Source organism: Dietzia maris (genome assembly GCF_036287335.1).
Taxonomy (GTDB): domain Bacteria; phylum Actinomycetota; class Actinomycetes; order Mycobacteriales; family Mycobacteriaceae; genus Dietzia; species Dietzia cinnamea.
The window spans coordinates 3,603,169-3,621,220 of sequence record NZ_CP143053.1; the positions used below are offsets into that span (position 1 = coordinate 3,603,169).

Below are 18,052 nucleotides of genomic sequence, written 5' to 3' on the forward strand. Positions count from 1 at the left end.
GCCGTGGATTCCGGTCAAGTCACCCCCGGCCGGTAGCATCGATGGGTGTCCGAAGCCGATCGTCCCGCCGAACCGCGCGCCAACGCGCCGCGGCGTCGTCGTTCGCGTCGGCCGGCCGGACCCGGCTCGGCCGCCCGTGATTCCGCAGGTCACCACCCTGATCGGGGCGGCGGGCAGAGCTCCGACGGGCAGCGGTCCGGCCACGGCGACGCCCCGAAGTCAGCCGGCAAGAACACCTCCGGCGGCGCCGGTGGGCCGTCCGGGCCCAAGGCCGCCCAGGGGGGACGGTCCGGCGCCCCCGATGACGGACAGCCCCGCCAGGGCCGGCGACGCCGTCGCGGAGGCCGCGGACGGCGCGGCGGCCGGGGGCAGGGCCGCGCGGCCGAGGCCCAGAAACAGCAGAGCGCCGACACCACCCACACCGTGAAGTCCGGCGACGGCACCGCCGGCGCGACCTCACGCCAGGCGCCCCGCCACGCGCGCGCCTCCAACCGATCCCGATCCGGTGGGGGACAGGCGGCCTCGGCCAACACCACCCGCACGTCGCCGCCCGGGAAGGCCGGCGGCAAGGGCGGGTCCAAGACCGGCGGTAAGACGGCCGCCAAGAACGCGCCCAAGACCGGCGCCAAGACCGGTGCCAAGGCCGCGTCCAAGCCGGGCGCCCAGGGCGGCAAGGGCGGCGCCAAGAACGCCCGCGGAGGCCGCGGGGGAGCGCGCCATCCCCGCGGGGGTCAGCGCCTCAAGACCGTGCTGGAGACCTCGGCCGGCGGGCTGGTCGTGCGCGGCCTCGAGCGCGCCGCGAACGCGCCCGAGCCCGACCTGTCCCGGCTCGAGGTCGCGCTCATCGGTCGGCTCGACCGGCGCGGGCGCATGCTGTGGTCCATGCCCAAGGGCCACATCGAGCCGGGCGAGACCGTCGAGGAGACGGCCCGACGCGAAGTGCTCGAGGAGACGGGCGTCGACGGCACGGTCCTGGCGGCGCTGGGCACCATCGACTACTGGTTCGTGGCCGAGGGTCGGCGCATCCACAAGACCGTCCACCACCACCTCATCCGCTACGACCACGGTGACCTGTGCGACGAGGACCCCGAGATCACCGAGGTCGCGTGGGTGCCGTTCGATGACCTGCCCCGCCGCCTGGCCTATCCGGACGAGCGGCGGCTGGTCGAGGCCGCCCGCACCCTGTTGCCGCAGCTCGCCCGCGCCGAGGCCGCAGGCGACAACCCTCCGCCCGCCGACGCGCAGGTGGTGGACCCGTCCCGCCGGGCCGACGGTCCGGAGCCGGTCCGCCGCAGTCACGCCCCGGGTTCCGCAGCCGCGCCCCGCGACGACTCCCCGGAGGAGTCAGGGCCGTGATCGGGCGGCCGGTTGGGCGTGCAGTCCGGGCGGTCGTCCCGACGGCGTTGTGCGCGGCACTGGCGATCGGACCGGGCTGGGGCGTCGGCACCGCGTGGGGCCCGGCCGCGGCCCGCGCGATCACCCCCGAGCAGGCCTCGGCCGCCGGCTACATCCCCAATCCGGCCCCCGCACTGGCCAGGATCAGCATCGACGAGCTCACCCCTCGGGTCCTCGACGGCGCGAACGACCCGGCGGGCGCCGGGGGCGGGGGAGGGGCCGCCGTCGGCACCGAGGCCGGCGTCCCGGTCGTCACGGTGTCGGGGACCATCACCAACGTCGGCGACACCCCGCTCGAGGCGGTCGACGTGCGCCTGCAGCGCGGGCCGCGGTCCGCCGACGCCGAGTCGGTGCGCGAACCGCTGGTGTGGTCGGAACCGTCGTTCGGGGTGCGCGGCGAGTTCGTCCGCGTGGCGGAGGCCGTGCCGCCGGGCGCGTCGGTGACGTACCGGGTCTCCATGCCCGCGCGCGCCGTGCCCGGTGATCCGGGCCCCGACCTGCAGCTCACCGAGCCCGGCGTCTACCCGCTGCTCGTCAACGTCAACGGCACGCCCGCGGGCGGATCCCCCGCGCGCCTCGACGACGCCCGCACCCTGTTGCCCGTGCTGGAGGCGCCGCGGCCGGCGACAGTGCCGGGGGTCGACGACGACGAGGTGGTCGACCCCACGCCGGCGGACGAGCAGGGTCCGGCGCCGGTCCCGCTGACGGTGCTGTGGCCGCTGGCCTCGTCACCGACGCGGGTCGCGGCGGTGCCCGGTGTCGAGGGTCCCGATCCCGTGGTGATGCTGACCGACGATTCCCTCCTGCGGGAGCTGTCGGACTCCGGTCGCCTCACCGGTCTGGTCCGCGCGGCCGACGAGGCGTTCGACGGACCCGGGGGTCAGGAGCTGCGGCGTTCGATGTGCCTGGCGGTGGATCCGTCGCTGCTGGGGACGGTGTCGGAGATCGCGGGCGGCCGCACCGTGGTGATCTCCGACGACGCCGGATCCGATCGCACGGGTGACTCCTCCGCGCGTGGCGCGAGGGCCCGCGGCGGGGATGACGACCCCGGGGACGGTGGCGCCACCACGCGCCCGGCCGATCCGGAGGCCGTCGCCGCGGACGCCACACGGTGGTTGGACGAGCTGCGTGCCCTTTCCGACGGCGCGTGCGTGGTGAGCCTGCCGGCCGCGCAGGCGGGCCTCGAGTCGGTCGCGGCGGTGGGGTCCACCGACCTCACGCGTGCGGCGCTCGACAACGCGGGCTCGGTCGAGCGGATCCTCGGGGTGGCGCCCGTCCCCGACGTGGTCGTGCCCGCCTCGGGCACCCTGGCGCCGGGCACCGCCGAGGCCCTCGCCCCGCAGGGTGGTGGCGCGGGCAGCGCAGTGGTGGCCGCGCCGTCCACCCGCACCGACACCGGCCTCGTGCCGCCCCCCGGGATCGTGGGACTGGCCGGCACGGCGGTCGGGCGCGCGCTGACCTACTCCGCGACGATCGGCTCGGCCCTGGCCGCGACCGGCGACGTGCCGGAGAACCCGCGCTACTCGGACCCGGACACCCGGTACTGGCTCACGGCCGACTCGCCGGCGGCCCGGCTCCAGGACGCCCGCGCGGCCCTGCTGGCGCCGGTGGTGGACGCGATCGACGCGGCGAGTGGCCCGGGGGACGCCACGGCGGACGCTCAGGGCGTCCTCGCCGTGCCGCCGCAGGTGTGGACCGTCGACGGGGAATCGGCCGGCTCCCTGCTCGAGTCGCTCGGCGCCCAGCTGGCGGCCGGCCGCATGCGGGCGCTCCCGCTCACCGAACGCCTCACCGGCCCCCTGACCGTCCCCGACGGGACCCTCGCCCCGGATCCGACGGGCGCGGTCGACCCCGGCGCGCCCGACCCCGCCGGCGCGGACCGGCGCATCGCCACCGCCCTCGAGGCCGTCGGCACGCTCCGCTCGTTGGTCGACACCTCCGATCCGACCTCCGCGGGCGCCCAGGATCACCTCGACCCGATGGTCACCGACGCCCTGCGGGTCCTCTCGGAGACCGGGCGGCGGGCCGGCGGCGACGGTGTGGACCCCGGATCCGGGACCGGCGAGGACGCACTGGCCCGGTCCGCCGCGCGACTCGACCGGCTCGAGGAGACGGTGACCGCCTCCCTCGACCGCGTCGACCTCCTGCCGCCGGGCAGCGTCTTCACGATGGCCAGCCCCAACAGCCCGCTCCTGCTCGTGACGCGCAACGCCCTGCCGTTCCCGGTCCGCGTCGGCGTGACGGTGACCGCCCCGGAGGACATCCGGGTGGATCCGGTGGGGGTCGTCCAGATCCCGGCGAGCGGATCGCGCACCCTGCAGGTGCCCACCCAGTCCGACGCCGAGGGCGGCACCCGGCACGCCGTGACCTTCATGCTCACCGGACCCGACGGCCGACCGCTGTCGGAGCCGGTGGAACTGTCCGTCCAGACCGGCGGGTACCCGGTCGCGCAGGCGTTCGCGTTGGCCGCGGCGGCGCTCGCCCTCGTCCTCGGGGGTCGGCGCTACCTGCGCTACCGTCGGGGCATCCTCGACCCCGCGGACGAAGGGCACCGACCGTGAACGACGAGCAGGGGTTCACCGGACCCGAACTGCGCAGACCGGATCCCGGCCTCAGGGCCAGGCGGCGTGAGTCGGGCAGCTGCGTGCTGCCCGGCCCGGCGTCGCCGCCGCCGGTCGCCGACTCGTTCGTCCCCGACGCGATCCCTACCCCAGCCATGACGGCCGCCTCCGTGGGCGCGGGGGCCCCGGTTGCCGGCACGTCCACGGACGGGTCCTCCGAGTCCCGCTCCGGGGGCGGGACCGGGGGCCGCACGCGCGACTCGTCCGACGCGTCCGTGATGCGGTCGACGGGCTCGATGGCCGTGGCCAACCTCGCGAGCCGTATCACCGGCTTCGTCCGGATGATCCTCATCCTCACCGTGCTGGGCCCCGCGGTCGCGTCGGCGTTCAACACCGCCAACACGCTGCCCAACATGATCACCGAGCTCGTGCTGGGTTCGGTGCTCACGGCCATGTTCATGCCGCTGCTGGCCAAGGCGGCGCAGGAGGACGCGGACGGGGGCGTGTCGTTCATCCGCCGCCTGCTCACCGTCACCTCGGCGCTCGCGCTCGGCGCGACGGTGCTCGCCGTGGCGTGCGCGCCCCTGCTCACCGAACTCAACCTCGGCGACGGCGAGGTCAACACCGACCTGGCCACCGCGTTCGCGTTCCTGCTGCTTCCGCAGATCTTCTTCTACGGCGTGTTCTCCGTGATGCTGGCGGTGCTCAACTACAACGGCGTCTTCCGGCCCGGCGCGTGGGCGCCGGTGTGGAACAACGTCGTCGCGATCGCCACGCTCGCCCTGTTCGCGGTGGTGGGCAGCGGTATCGACCCTGCGGCGCCGGTCAACCTGCTCAGCGGCCCGATCCTGCTGCTCGGTCTGGGCACGACGCTCGGCGTGGTCGTCCAGGCCGCCGTGCTCGTCCCCGCGCTGCGCCGCGCCGGTGTCGACCTGCGCCCACAGTGGGGTCTGGACCCGCGGATCAAGCAGTTCGGCGGGCACGCCCTGGCCGGTGTGACGTACGTGCTCATCTCGCAGGTCGGTCTGGTCATGACCAACCGCATCGGCGCCGCCGCCGACGAGGCCGCCATCGCGATCTACCAGACCTATTGGCTGCTGCTGCAGGTCCCGTACGGGATCATCGGCGTCACGCTGCTCACGGCGATCAACCCCCGCCTCGCGGACAACGGCGTCGCCGGGCGGAACGACGCGGTCGCGCGCGACATCTCGCTGGGGACCCGGCTGTCCCTGTTCGGCCTCCTGCCGATCATCGCCTTCATGACGGCGTTCGGACCGACCATCGCCACGGGCCTGTTCCGCTACGGCAACTTCGATGCCGACAGCGCCCGGGTCCTCGGCCTCACCGTGGCCGCCGGCGCGTTCACCCTGGTGCCCTACGCGATCGTGCTCCTGCAGCAGCGCGTCTTCTACGCCCGTGAGGACTACTGGACGCCCACGGTGATGATCCTCGCGATCACCGTCGTCCGGGTCGTCCTCTCGCTCCTCGTCCCCGCGGTCGCGGACGAGCGCTCGCACGTGGTGATCGGCCTCGCCCTGGCCAACGGCATCGGCTGGGTCGTCGGCGCGGTGGCCGGGTACGTCCTGCTCCGCTCGAGGCTCGGGTCGTTGCGCGGCCGGGAAACCCTCCGGTCCGCCGCGTGGACGCTCGGCGCCTCGGTCGCCGGCGCCCTGGTGGCCCTCGCGGTGGACACGGTGCTGCCGATGGACGCGCTCACCGACGCCGTCGGCAGCATCGGCTACGTGCTCCGCGCGGCGCTCGCCGGTGTCCTCACCCTCGCGGTCACCGGGCTGGTCCTGTCGAGATCCCGTCTGCCGGAACTGGACTCCATCACCCCCGTTCTCCGCGGCCTCGTGGGGCGTCTGAGGCGATAGTCGATTCCCCGGGCGGGCGGTACGTACACTCGAGGGGTCACGAGCGGCCGACGGGAGGCCGGGCGCACCAGGCGAGGAGGACAGCGGGTGGGCGATCAGACCGGGGCCCCCGTGGGGTCCGCTTCCCCCACTCCTCCTCGTCTGACCGTCGGCGGCCTCGTCTCCGGTGGCCGGTACGAGCTGCTCGAGCCGTGCGGCGGCGTCGCCGGGCAGGCGTTCTGGAAGGCCCGCGACCGGCGCCTCGACAGGTTCGTCGCCCTCACCTTCGTCGACCCCCTTCCCGGCGAGCAGCCCCCGGGTTCGGCGACCGGGGTCCTCGACCGGACCGTCGCCCTGACGTCCGTCTACTCGGACGGCCTGGCGCGCGTGCTCGACGTCATCCGCGGCCGCGCGGGCGGCATCGTGGTCACCGAGTGGATCCCGGGCCGCAGTCTCGCCGCCGCCGTCGCGGAACCCGACCCGGATTCCGCCGTGGGCGCGGTGTGGGGCCTGTCCGACGCCGCGACCCGCGCCGAGGAGGCCGGCCTCGCCCTCGGGTTGGACTCGCCGGACCGGGTCCGCCTCACCGAGGACGGGCGCGCCGTCCTGTCCTTCCCCGGAGTGCGCGAGGGCGCGGACGCCCGCGCCGACGTGCGGGGTCTGGGCGCGGTCCTCTACGCGCTGCTCACCGGGACGTGGCCGCTGCCCCTTCCCGACGGGTCCGACCGGCACGATCCGGCCGACGGGCGCCCGGGGGAGGCCCCGAGGGGCGACGACGACGAGGTCCTCGATCCCACGGTGGTCGGCGCCGGGGTCTCGCCCGAGTCCGCCGTGCTGGCGATGCGGACGCTCGACGGGTCGTCGGTGAGCTCGGCGGCCACCGTGAGGTCCATGGTTGCCGACCGCGTCGGCGGGCCGGTGCGCGCCGCGCGTGTCACCCGCCCGGTGGACCCGGACCCGGCGGGCGGGGCGTACGACGGGGCGTACGCGGGCGGGACCGCCGGGCCGTACCCCGAGACGCGCTCCGAGCCGGACCCGGAGACGCAGAAGCGGCGCTGGCAGATCATGGCGGGCACCTCTGCCGCGGCGGTCGTGCTGATCGGGCTCATCCTCACCTGGATGCTCGGCGGCTTCGGCGGCACGAGCAGCGACACTCCGCTGTCGCAGCAGCTCGACGCGATCGAGCGGGCCGCCCAGGCCAGCCGCGCCTCCCAGACCACCGAACCCGCGCCGGAGGATCCGGCCGGCGCCGACGCGGAGGAGACCGAGCAGGACACCCCGGACACCCCGGTCGGCGTCTCGACCGTGACGACCTGGCAGCCGGCGTCCTCGGCCGGCACGGCGGAGAACTCGGCGAGCGCGCCGAACGTGGCCGACGGGGACCGGTCCACCTCATGGTCGAGCGACACCTATCGCGCACAGATCGGTGACGCGCCCTCTGCCTACAAACCGGGCATCGGGCTGATGTTCACCCTCGACGACGAGCAGGAGGTCCGGCGGGTGGTCCTGCACTCCGAGGACGACGACGTGCGCTTCGAGGTGCGCTCGTCGCCCACCGCGACGCCGACCTCCCTGGACGAGACCACCCGGCTCGGCACGGGGACCGTCCGCGGCGGCGAGGCGACCGTGACGATCGACGAGCCCGAGGAGACGCAGTACCTGCTCGTGTGGATCACCCGGCTCGGCACGTCCGGTGCCCAGGCCTACGACGCCGAGATCACCGAGGTCGAGCTCACCCGCTGACCCGCCCGGCGCCGAGGTGGCACCCCCACCGGCCGAGGCACCGGGTTACCGTGACGCCCGTGAACACCGGTGCCACCGTCACCCCCGACCCGGCGACGACGCGTGCGTCCCTGCGGGCGGAGTCCCCGCTGACGGACGCGGAGTTGATCGACGCGCACGTCGCCGGCGATCCGGACGCGTTCTCCGCGCTCGTCCGCCGTCACTACGACTACCTGTGGCGGCTGGCCATCCGGACGTCGTTCAACCGCGATGACGCCGCGGAGGCCCTCCAGGAGGCCCTCGTCTCGGCGTACCGCAAGGCGGACACGTTCAAGCACGCCTGCCCCGTCCAGGGATGGCTCTACCGGATCGTGGTCAACGCGTGCCTGGACAAGATGCGCGCCCAACGCCTGCGCACCCATACGCAGCTCACCCCGTCACTGCACGAACAGGTCACCCTGCGCGATCACTTCCACCAGGATCCCGCCTACGCGATCATCGTCGCCGAGGCGCTCGCGGGCCTGCCCGACGATCAGCGCGACGCCGTCGTCGTCGTCGACATGTTGCGGTGCACCGTGGCCGAGGCCAGCCACCTGCTCAACGTCCCCCCGGGCACCATCAAGAGCCGGTGCGCCCGCGGCCGCGCCAAGCTCGCCGTCCTCCTCGAGGGGGTCACCCTCACCGCGTGAGGGGGAGACCGGGGACACTGGGGGAACAAGCCGCCCCACCCGCGTGTTGAGCCCTGGTGAGTAGGCCTGACACGGTGGTGCAGGTCCGCCACCCTCCCCATCGACCGCCCACCCCGAGGAGCCCCGAGAACTCATGACCGACACCGTCCACGACGTCATCATCGTCGGATCCGGCCCGGCCGGGTACACCGCCGCCATCTACTCCGCGCGGGCCGAGCTCAAGCCGGTGGTGTTCGAGGGCTCCCAGTTCGGCGGTGCACTCATGACCACCACGGACGTGGAGAACTTCCCGGGCTTCGCCGAGGGGATTATGGGCCCGGACCTCATGATGCAGATGCGTGAGCAGGCCGAGCGGTTCGGTGCCGACCTCCGGATGGAGGACGTGACGTCGATGGACCTGGCCGGCGACGTGAAGATCGTCCGGGTCGGCGAGGAGGAGCACCGCGCCCGCGCCGTCATCCTCGCGATGGGCGCCGCCGCCCGCTACCTCGGCGTCCCGGGGGAGCAGGAGTACCTCGGCCGCGGCGTCAGCTCGTGCGCCACCTGCGACGGCTTCTTCTTCCGCGACAAGCCGATCGTGGTGGTCGGCGGCGGCGACTCGGCCATGGAGGAGGCGACCTTCCTCACCAAGTTCGGCTCCTCGGTGACGATCGTCCACCGCCGCGAGGAGTTCCGCGCGTCGAAGATCATGCTCGAGCGTGCCCGCGAGAACGAGAAGATCTCCTTCATCCTCAACACGACCGTCGACCGGGTCGTCGCCGGCAGCACCGGCTCGGTCGAGAAGCTGTGCCTGCGCAACACGGTCACCGGCGAGACGAGTGAGCTCGAGACCGCCGCGATGTTCGTGGCGATCGGCCACGACCCGCGGTCGGAGCTCGTACGCGACCAGGTCGAGGTGGACGAGGACGGCTACGTCCTCACCGGCCAGACCACCGCCACCTCCATCCCCGGGGTCTTCGCCTGCGGCGATCTCGTCGACAAGCGCTACCGCCAGGCCATCACCGCCGCCGGTTCCGGCTGCTCGGCGTCGATCGACGCCGAGCGCTGGCTCGCCGAGCAGGCCTGACCCCAGCCACCCGAACCTCCACCGAAAGGACCGCCATCATGGCCGACACCCCCAACATCGTCGACGTCACCGAGGCCGACTTCGCCGACGCCGTCCTCGCCGCCAGCGCCTCCAAGCCGGTGCTCGTGGACTTCTGGGCCACCTGGTGCCGCCCGTGCACCATGATGGCGCCGGTCCTCAACGAACTCGCGGGCGCCGAGGCCGACAAGCTCACCGTCGCCAAGGTGGACGTCGAGGCCAACCAGGAGCTGGCCGCCGAGTACCAGATCACCGCGATCCCCGCGCTCCTGCTGTTCTCCGAGGGACAGCCCGTGAAGCGCCTCACCGGCGCGAAGTCCAAGTCGGCCCTGCGCTCGGAGCTCAGCGACGTCCTGGGTTCCTGAGGGTCCCGCAAGAAGCTGCTGAGAGACCCCCTGAGCCGTCCCCCGCCGCGCGGCGCGGAAACGGCACTCGGGTGGGTGAGGCGGTAAGTTCATTCGAGTACGTAACTCGAGAGAGCGGGAGGAACCCATGGCGTGGAGGCGTGGTGACCGCGGGCCCGAGGTGGCCGCGATCCGGGCCACCCTCGCTGGGATGGGCCTGCTTCACAACATCGATTCGGTCGGGGTCACCGAGCCGGAGACCGGTTCGGTCCTCGCCCGGACCGACGCGGTGTTCGACGCCGATCTCGAGACGGCCGTTCTGGCCTTCCAGCAGGCCCGTGGGCTGATCTCCGACGGGATCGTGGGTCCGGCGACCCAGGCCGCCCTCGACGACGCCAGCCACGTCCTGGGGACGCGGGATCTGAGCTACATCGTCTCCAAGCCCATGGCCGGGGACGACGTCGCCCAGCTCCAGCGCCGGCTCGGGGAGCTCGGTTTCTACGCCGGTCTCGTCGACGGGACCTTCGGCGCCCTCACCCACGCTGCGGTCACCGACTTCCAGCGGGACTGCGCCCTCGAGGCGGACGGCGTCGTGGGCGCCGAGACCCTCGACACCATCAACCGCTTCTCGACCCTCTTCAAGGGCGGCGACATGGCGTCCCTCGTGGAGAAGGAGCGCGCCCGCACCTCCGGTCCGATGCTCGCCGGCAAGCGGATCGTGCTCGATCCCGGCCCCAGCGGGTCCGAGAACCCGATCCGCATCGAGACCCCGAACGGAACGATCACGGATGCCGAGCTCCTGTGGGACATCACCCGCCGACTCTCCGAGCGGATGAACCAGGCCGGCGTGGAGGTCTTCCTCTCGCGGCCCGAGGCCATGATCCCCACCGATCCCGAACGCGCGGAGATCGCCAACGCGTTCAACGCCGACCTCGTGATCTCCCTGCGGCTCGACCGGCATCCCAATCCCGTGGGCAACGGGGTCGCGACCTTCTACTTCGGTAACTCGCTGGGCGCGGAGTCCATGCTCGGTGAGGCTCTGTCGGGATTCATCCAGCGGGAGATCGTCAGCCGCACCGAGCTGCGGGACTGCCGCACCCACGGCCGCAGCTGGCCACTGCTGCGGATGACCCGTATGCCGTCCGTGCAGATCTACCTCGGGTACGCACACAACGCCGGCGACCTCGCCATCCTGGGGGACCGCGACGCGCAGGACACGATCATCGATTCGATCCTCGTGGGCGTCAAGCGCCTCTATCTACTCGACGAGGACGACCATCCCACCGGGTCTATGTCCCTCGACGACCTCATCGACTACGAGCAGCGCCAGCGCAGCTGAGCCCCGCGGCTCGCCCGGCACACGCATTCACGCGCTACCAGGCTCGCCCGGCACGTACTACCCGGCCCCGGCCGGACATCACGCCCGGGCCGACGCCCCCGACAACACGCCGACCCGGCGGGTGGCGAAGCCGTGCTCCGCGAACAGCTGATCGAGGGCGCGCTCGACGTCCGCCTTCCACAGGTGCTCGCTCTGGATATCGAGCCGGAGCCTCGGATGGGTCTCGTGCGGCGCGATGATGGTGAACCCGTGCTCGATGAGGAAGCTCGTCGCCGGCACGCACGAGTCCGCGCCGCACGTGTCACGTGACGCTATTTCGCCCGTGTCCTCGGACGTCACCCCGAAGGCCTCGATGGCCTTGATGCCGCGACTCCGCAGGTCCACCACGACCGCGTCGAGGAGCGAGGTGAGGACTCCGGCGGGGGCGCCATCCTCGACGCTCATCCCCGCCAGGAGGATCGCGTCGGCGCCGACCGGTGAGGTCGGGAAGCAGGACGCGCGGGGAATCATCCCCGGGGGCGCGTAGAACGCCGCCGCAGCGGGCCGGTCGGCGGCCCGGGCGATCTGTCCACACACGCCCCACTCGAGCGAGACGTGGGAGATCCACGCCTCCTTCTCGAACTCCGGATCGCCGGGGGAGCCACTCGTGGACTCGCCGTCCGTCTGCCAATAGACGCAACGCCGGGCCCGCGGGCCGAGATGGTCCACGGCGGACAGGTCCAACGAACGGATCGAGATCATCGTGTCGTACCGGTCGACCCGCCCTCGAGTAGAGAGAGGACACGCGCCAGGTCGTCCGCGTCCCCGACATCGATCGTGATGCGGCCCTTGCGGCGACCCATCGTCACCGACACCGAGGTCTCGAAGCGGTCGGACAGCCGACCGGCCACCGCCTCGAGTTCGGGGTCCTTCCGACGACCGCGGGGGGCGGGCTTCGGTTTCTCCTCGGCATCGCCGGCGTCACGGTTGGCCAGAGTGACGATCTCTTCCGTGGCTCGGACCGACAAGCCCTCGGCGACGATCCTCGCGGCGAGCTCGTCCTGTGCGGCCGCACCCGCCTCCAGCCCGAGAAGAGCGCGGGCGTGCCCTGCGGACAGGACGCCTGCGGCCACCCTGCGCTGAACCGCCGTGGGGAGCTGGAGGAGACGGATGCTGTTGGTGATGGCGGGCCTGGACCGCCCGATCCGGTTGGCCAGCTCGGACTGCGTCACGTTGAACTCTTCGAGCAGCTGCTGGTACGCGGCCGCCTCCTCCAGGGGATTGAGCTGCACTCGGTGGATGTTCTCGAGCAGGGCGTCGCGGAGGAGGTCCTCGTCCTCCGTCTGACGGACGATCGCGGGTATCGTCGCCAGCTCGGCCCGCTGGCTCGCGCGCCAGCGGCGCTCGCCCATGATGAGCTGATACCGGCCGCCGGACATCTCACGGACGACAATCGGCTGCAGTAGGCCGAACTCCTTCACGGAGTGCGCGAGTTCGGCGAGCGCCTCTTCGTCGAAGTAGGTCCGCGGCTGCTTGGGGTTCGGGTCGATGTCGCTCGGCGAGATCTCCCGGTAGACCGCGCCCGGATCGACCAGGTCAGCGGTTTCACGTGAAACCTCGCTCGTACGCTCGCCGCGATCGCCGGACGGCGTTTCACGTGAAACAGCGCCCCGCTCACGACCCCCTCCTGCGGACGCCGAGGATTCGGCGCGGCCCGCACGGGACGCTCCGGCATCGCCGGCGGACTCCGCCGGCGCCGCGGTATCCGCAGCCGCGCGACGGGGGCGCGGGGGAGAGGTACGGGGACCGCCGGCGCGGGGGCCCAGGATCACGTCGGCCGCGTCGCTACCGAGCCGCGGGCCGTCCTCGGGTCCGGTCGGGATCAGGGCCGCCAGCCCACGTCCGAGACCACCCTTGCGTTGCTGACTCATCGACTCTCCTCCGGACGCGATTCGTCCGCGCTCATGCCGGGGGCGGGGGTGCCCACCAACTCGTCAGTCGTCGTATCGCCACCCGGGCTACTCGCCCCCCGGTCGTCCGGCCCCCGGTCGCTTGCGCGCCGGCTGGTGACGCCCCGGCCGTTGATCTCGCGGGCGGCGTCGAGGTAGGCCAGGGCACCTCGGGATCCCGCGTCGTACTGGAGAATGGTCATCCCGAAACCCGGCGCCTCCGACACCTTGACGCTCCGAGGGATGACCGTCCGCAGCACCGTGTCGCCGAAGTGGTTCCGTACCTCGCCCGCGACCTGCTCGGCCAGCTTGGTCCGGCCGTCATACATGGTGAGCATGATGGTCGAGATCTCGAGCTCGGTGTTGAGGTGCTGCTGAATCAGCTCGACGTTGCGCAGCAGCTGCCCCACACCCTCCAGTGCGTAGTACTCGCACTGGATGGGGATGAGCACCTCGCTCGCGGCCACCATCGCGTTAACGGTGAGCAGGCCCAGGGAGGGCGGGCAGTCGAGGAAGACGTAGTCGATCCCGAGCAGCCGGAGATCGTCGGGGTGAAGGACCTCGGCCAGTCGCCGCTCCCGGTGGGGTAGGCCGACGAGCTCGATCTCCGAGCCCGCGAGATCGATGGTCGCGGGGATGCAGTACAGCTGCTCGGCGTGCGGGCTCTTCTGCATGAGGTCCTCGATCGAGGCCTCCCACATCAGCAGCTCGTAGCTCGACGGCGTCCCCTCGCGGTGGTCCACACCGAGAGCCGTGCTCGCATTCCCCTGGGGGTCCATGTCGATGACGAGGACACCGAGCCCACCGAGAGCCAGAGCTGCGGCGAGATTGACGGTGGACGTCGTCTTCCCGACGCCGCCCTTCTGGTTGGCGATCGTGATGATGCGCGGCGTCTCAGGCCGGGGGAGCGCGGGGGCATCCCCGTGGAGCACCTCGTTCGCCTGCCTCGCAGCCGCGAAAATCGGGGTCTCGTCGTCGGACATCCGTCACCTTTCGACTTCCATCATGGACACCGGCCGTGCAGCATCCGCTGCCCGTGGAGTCAGTGTTTCACGTGAAACCGACACGATCCCGGACCGGATGCCCGGGCCGGTCACCGGCCGCGTCGTCCTCCCCCGCGAGATCGCGAGCCACGGTGTCCCATCCTAGTCGCCAGACTGCCGATCACCAGTCTCGTCGGCTCCGCATCGGGGGCGGCCACGGTCTCGACGCGAAGCCCCTCGAAACCGAGCGTGGCGAGCGCCCCGCGATCCCGCTCGACCTCGTCTGCCGCGGACTCACCCTTCAGCGCGACCATTCGCCCGCCGACCCGGAGTAGGGGAGCGGACCACCCGGCCAGCTTGGCCAGCGGCGCGACCGCGCGGGACGTCACGACGTCGGCATTCCCCGCCGTCGCGATGACGGCCTTCTCCTCCGCCCGGCCACGCACCACTCGCACGTCGATACCGAGCTCGTCGATGATCTCCTCGAGGAACGTCACGCGCCGCAGCAGTGGTTCCACGAGCGTCACGCGGAGATCCGGTCGGGCGAGAGCGATCGGGATCCCGGGCAGGCCGGCGCCGCTGCCGATGTCCACGACCGCCTCCCCGTCCTCGAGCGCAGACGCCGCCGCAGCCGAGTTGAGGACGTGCCGATCCCACAGACGGGGACGCTCCCGCGGCCCCATCAGACCGCGCTCCAGTCCCGCGGTTCCGAGGAACTCGACGTACCGGATCGCCAGTGGGAGACGCTCGCCGAACACGTCCGCGGCGCCTGCGGGCACGCCGCCCAGGCCGCTGTCACGTGTCGTTTCGTTAGTGGTGTCGTCGGTCATGGCGTTGCGCTACCTCCATCGGGCCCAGGCCCGGTTTCACGTGAAACATCGAACTACATCGTTGTCATTCTTCCCCGGACACGCGACAGGGGTGCGAGCCGCTCGACTCGCACCCCTGTCGGGTCCTCATCGCCTCACTCCGGCAGGACGACCACCCGGCGGTTCGGCTCGACGCCGGTCGAGTCCGACGTGACCCCGTCGATCTCCGCGATCGCGTCGTGGATGATCTTCCGCTCGAACGGGGTCATCGGCTCCAGTTCCTCCGACTCTCCGGACTCGAGCACCCGCTGGGCGGCGACACGACCGGCATCGGTCAACGCCTCCCGCTTGGCCTCGCGCCATCCGGCGATGTCGAGCATCAGCCGACTCCGGTCACCCAACTCCTGCTGGACGGCGAGACGGGTCAGCTCCTGGATCGCATCGAGCACCGCGCCGGCCGGACCCACGAGCGTGTCGAGATCGTCGCCCCCGACGATGCTCACGACCGCGCGGTCGCCCTCGACATCCAGGTCGATGTCCCCGTCGAAGTCCAGGATGTCGAGGAACTGCTCGAGATAGTCACCGGCAACCTCGCCCTCCTCGACCAATCGTTCCTCGGACACCTCGATGCTCCTCTTGGACATGGACCCGCCTCCATCGTGACCGCCGATCGCCGTACCCACATGAGCCGACGAGTATCTACCCCAAGTATGGGACAAGGTCCCCGACGCCGGAGCATCGGGGACCTCGTCCAGTTGCGTGCCCTACCGGGTCAACGCTTCTTTTTCTTCTTCTTGTTCTTGGGCCGCGATCCGGAGGCCTTCTGAGCCGGCCTACTCCGCTGACCGCCCGGCGCCTGTGGGCGCTGCCCCGGGCGGGGCCCGCTCGGCGAGGGAGAGGCGGGAGCGGCCTTCGGCGGGACCACCTCGTCGTCGTCCCCATTCACCTCATCCGCGCCCACGGTGGGCGCGGTGGCCACGGCGGTACCCGACGCGGCGGCCGACCCGCTCCCACGGCCCTTCTTGGGGTTGACCGGCTTCACCCCGACACGCGGGGCGAGGGCCTTCTGCTCCTCACGGCGCGCCAGCGCGGCCGCGTCGTCCTCCTTGGCCATCCTCTCGTACAGGAAGTACTGCTGACCCAGGGTCCACAGGTTATTGGTGACCATGTAGACGAGGATCGCCATCGGCCAGAACGCACCGGTCACCAGGATGCCGATGGGGAACGCCCACAGCATCAGCTGGTTCATGATCTTCGCCTGCGGGTTCGCCGCCGCCTCCGGCGACTGACGCGAGAGCGACACGCGGGCGTTGAAGTGGGTCGTGACCGCCGAGATGATTATCAACGGAACGGCGACCAGGATGATGTTCCAGCGGGCGAAGTCCAGCGCGGCGCCCGGTTCGACGAAGGCCTGGAACTGCTCGACCGGCTGCGAGATGAACGACGACAGCGGGGCGCCGAACAGGCGGGCGTCGAGGAAGCTCTGGACCTCGTCCGCGTTGAACACGTAGTTGCCCGTGTTGCGCGTCTCCTCGGCCGTCATCCCCAGCGCGCCGAACTGCTCACCCATCCGGTTGAACGAGCGCAGCACGTGGAACAGGCCCAGGAACACCGGGATCTGGATGAGCATGGGCAGGCAGCCCAGCAGAGGGTTGAAGCCCTCCTGCTTCTGCAGCTTGCGGGTCTCGACGGCGAGCTTCTCGCGGTCGTTCTTGTACCGCTTCTGCAGCTCCTTCATCTTGGGCTGCAGCTCCTGCATCTTGCGGGAGAAGCGGATCTGCTTGGCCGCCGGCCAGAACAGCAACGCGCGCAGCGTGACGACGAGGAAGATCACCGACAGCGCCCAGATGACGCCGTTGGAGTCCGGAGCCTCGACCCAGGGGAGGAGCCCCCCGAGGAAGGCGAAGATCTTGTGCCAGAACCAGAGGATCCCGGAGATCGGGTAATAGACCAGCGGGTTGGTGATGAACGACATGGGTGTGTGAGTCCTAGCTACGTTCGTGAATTGTGGTCGTGCGCGTCATGCTCGTCCGGGGGATCGGGCGCGCGTGGCTCCGGGACCGGGTCCCACCCGCCCGGCGTCCACGGGCCGCAGCGCAGCAGGCGCCACACAGACAGCCAGGTGCCGTACCAGGCGCCGTGGACACGCACGGCCTCGACGGCGTACGCGCTGCAGGTCGGCTCGAACCGGCAGCTCGGCGGGGTGAGCGGCGAGATGCCCTTCTGATAGAAGTCCAGCATCCACAACAGGACCCGTGCCACGGGCCCCGGCCGGCCCCGGGTCACGATGACCCCCGAGCCCGCGACGCCGCCGCGGCCAACCCGGTTCTCATATCCCGCACCAGATCGGCGTGAGGCGCCGTCGCCGACGCCGGGTTCGCGCGCACGACGACCATGAGGTCCGGGTCGACGTCCGCCAGCACCTCGGCGGCGATATGACGAAGCCGCCGGCTGACCCGGTGGCGTGTCACCGAGTCCCCGACGGCTTTGCTCACGACGAGCCCGAAACGCGGACCGCCCACGCGGACATCCGAGGAGTCCACGTGGGCGTGTACGACCATGGTGCGGCGGCCCTTCCTGGCACCCTTGCGCACCACCGTCGCGAAATCAGCGGAACGGTGGAGCCGGTGCGACCTGGGAAGCACGCGCCACCCCGGCCGGGATCAGGCCGTCAGCGAGGCGCGGCCCTTGCGACGACGGGCGCCGACGATGCCACGGCCGGCGCGGGTGCGCATCCGGAGACGGAAACCGTGCACCTTGGCACGACGACGGTTGTTCGGCTGGAAAGTCCGCTTGCCCTTGGCCATGGTTGGCTCCTCACGTGAAGTCGGCGCCGTGACCAGCGCCTGTTCGAGTACGAGACGTCGTCGAATCACCGGGGTCGGCGGCACCACGACGCGCCGTACGCCCGCGGGCGCACGACAGACTGTTCAAGATTACGCGCACCACGCGCCGGCGACCAAACCGTGTAATCCCATTCGTCCCACCGTCACCACTTCGCAGGCCATCTCGACACGCCCACGGCCGCGATGCTTGACTTCCGGCCTCCAGTCGATCTTGAGGGTTGCCCCTGGCTGGGACGTGTTGTTACGGTCATTCACCAACGAGCCCCCCGGGCTGTACATAACCTCAGATCCGAACCAGTACCGCCGATCCCTCGCCGCTGATCCTCCACCTGCGCACGGCCCATGGGTGAAGTCTGTCTTCCCACAGCTGTGGACAACCATGTGGATACCTCAGTGGACCTGGGTCGGAGCCTGTGGATAGAGTGTGGTGTCCGGCCTGGCCGGCCCCCCCCGGCCCACCGGGATCGCCCGACACGCTGACGAGAGGAGACCACCCACC

The 18,052-nt window shown here is 71.7% G+C and carries 17 protein-coding genes; 8 read left to right on the forward strand and 9 right to left on the reverse strand.

Annotation, left to right across the window (positions count from 1 at the left end; all coding sequences use genetic code 11):
- Window positions 1-45: 45 nt before the first annotated feature.
- From VYL96_RS16780 to VYL96_RS16815, 8 genes are all read left to right on the forward strand, one after another.
- Window positions 46-1,356: an NUDIX hydrolase gene (locus tag VYL96_RS16780; protein ID WP_243699655.1), complete on the forward strand. Its 1,311-nt coding sequence runs from the start codon at window positions 46-48 to the stop codon at window positions 1,354-1,356.
- Window positions 1,353-3,956 (forward strand): hypothetical protein, encoded by a 2,604-nt coding sequence (locus VYL96_RS16785; RefSeq protein ID WP_243699654.1) that lies wholly within the window; start codon window positions 1,353-1,355, stop codon window positions 3,954-3,956. The genes VYL96_RS16780 and VYL96_RS16785 overlap by 4 nt, the downstream gene beginning before the upstream one ends.
- Complete coding sequence (gene murJ / locus VYL96_RS16790) at window positions 3,953-5,830, forward strand: murein biosynthesis integral membrane protein MurJ (RefSeq protein WP_131885632.1); 1,878 nt, start codon at window positions 3,953-3,955, stop codon at window positions 5,828-5,830. The genes VYL96_RS16785 and murJ overlap by 4 nt, the downstream gene beginning before the upstream one ends.
- 87 nt (window positions 5,831-5,917) lie before the next feature.
- Entirely contained in the window at window positions 5,918-7,552 is a 1,635-nt protein-coding gene (locus VYL96_RS16795; RefSeq protein WP_131885631.1) for a protein kinase family protein, read from the forward strand.
- Between the two features lie 50 nt (window positions 7,553-7,602).
- The gene (sigM, locus tag VYL96_RS16800; protein WP_131885630.1) at window positions 7,603-8,220 is read left to right on the forward strand and encodes an RNA polymerase sigma factor SigM; all 618 of its coding nucleotides are present in this window, start codon (window positions 7,603-7,605) and stop codon (window positions 8,218-8,220) included.
- A 133-nt stretch (window positions 8,221-8,353) separates the two neighbouring features.
- On the forward strand, window positions 8,354-9,286 hold the full coding sequence (gene trxB / locus VYL96_RS16805) for a thioredoxin-disulfide reductase (RefSeq protein ID WP_131885629.1): 933 nt from the start codon (window positions 8,354-8,356) through the stop codon (window positions 9,284-9,286).
- Window positions 9,287-9,324: 38 nt separating this feature from the next.
- On the forward strand, window positions 9,325-9,669 hold the full coding sequence (gene trxA, locus VYL96_RS16810; RefSeq protein WP_007629616.1) for a thioredoxin: 345 nt from the start codon (window positions 9,325-9,327) through the stop codon (window positions 9,667-9,669).
- 127 nt (window positions 9,670-9,796) lie between these two features.
- Window positions 9,797-10,987: an N-acetylmuramoyl-L-alanine amidase gene (locus tag VYL96_RS16815; protein ID WP_131885628.1), complete on the forward strand. Its 1,191-nt coding sequence runs from the start codon at window positions 9,797-9,799 to the stop codon at window positions 10,985-10,987.
- A 78-nt stretch (window positions 10,988-11,065) separates the two neighbouring features.
- Here VYL96_RS16815 and VYL96_RS16820 read toward each other — a convergent pair whose 3' ends face one another.
- From VYL96_RS16820 to rpmH, 9 genes are all read right to left on the reverse strand, one after another.
- A complete protein-coding gene (locus tag VYL96_RS16820) occupies window positions 11,066-11,728 on the reverse strand; it encodes a hypothetical protein (protein ID WP_131885627.1) in 663 nt (220 codons plus the stop codon).
- Window positions 11,725-12,897, reverse strand: coding sequence for a ParB/RepB/Spo0J family partition protein (locus VYL96_RS16825; protein ID WP_131885626.1), 1,173 nt, complete (start codon window positions 12,895-12,897; stop codon window positions 11,725-11,727). The genes VYL96_RS16820 and VYL96_RS16825 overlap by 4 nt, the downstream gene beginning before the upstream one ends.
- A complete protein-coding gene (locus VYL96_RS16830) occupies window positions 12,894-13,898 on the reverse strand; it encodes a ParA family protein (protein ID WP_131885625.1) in 1,005 nt (334 codons plus the stop codon). Before VYL96_RS16830 ends, VYL96_RS16825 begins: the two co-directional genes overlap by 4 nt.
- Window positions 13,899-14,008: 110 nt before the next feature.
- Window positions 14,009-14,728 carry a 16S rRNA (guanine(527)-N(7))-methyltransferase RsmG gene (gene rsmG, locus VYL96_RS16835; protein ID WP_131885624.1) on the reverse strand — a complete coding sequence of 240 codons (720 nt, stop codon included), beginning with the start codon at window positions 14,726-14,728 and terminating at the stop codon, window positions 14,009-14,011.
- A 134-nt stretch (window positions 14,729-14,862) separates the two neighbouring features.
- The gene (locus VYL96_RS16840) at window positions 14,863-15,351 is read right to left on the reverse strand and encodes a Jag family protein (protein ID WP_131885623.1); all 489 of its coding nucleotides are present in this window, start codon (window positions 15,349-15,351) and stop codon (window positions 14,863-14,865) included.
- A 128-nt stretch (window positions 15,352-15,479) separates the two neighbouring features.
- Window positions 15,480-16,682, reverse strand: coding sequence for a membrane protein insertase YidC (gene yidC / locus VYL96_RS16845; protein WP_131885622.1), 1,203 nt, complete (start codon window positions 16,680-16,682; stop codon window positions 15,480-15,482).
- A 17-nt stretch (window positions 16,683-16,699) separates the two neighbouring features.
- Window positions 16,700-16,948 (reverse strand): membrane protein insertion efficiency factor YidD, encoded by a 249-nt coding sequence (yidD, locus tag VYL96_RS16850; RefSeq protein WP_223210178.1) that lies wholly within the window; start codon window positions 16,946-16,948, stop codon window positions 16,700-16,702.
- Window positions 16,949-16,989: 41 nt separating this feature from the next.
- The gene (rnpA, locus tag VYL96_RS16855; protein WP_043567366.1) at window positions 16,990-17,352 is read right to left on the reverse strand and encodes a ribonuclease P protein component; all 363 of its coding nucleotides are present in this window, start codon (window positions 17,350-17,352) and stop codon (window positions 16,990-16,992) included.
- A gap of 18 nt (window positions 17,353-17,370) precedes the next feature.
- On the reverse strand, window positions 17,371-17,514 hold the full coding sequence (gene rpmH / locus VYL96_RS16860) for a 50S ribosomal protein L34 (RefSeq protein ID WP_007629603.1): 144 nt from the start codon (window positions 17,512-17,514) through the stop codon (window positions 17,371-17,373).
- Between the last annotated feature and the right edge of the window lie 538 nt (window positions 17,515-18,052).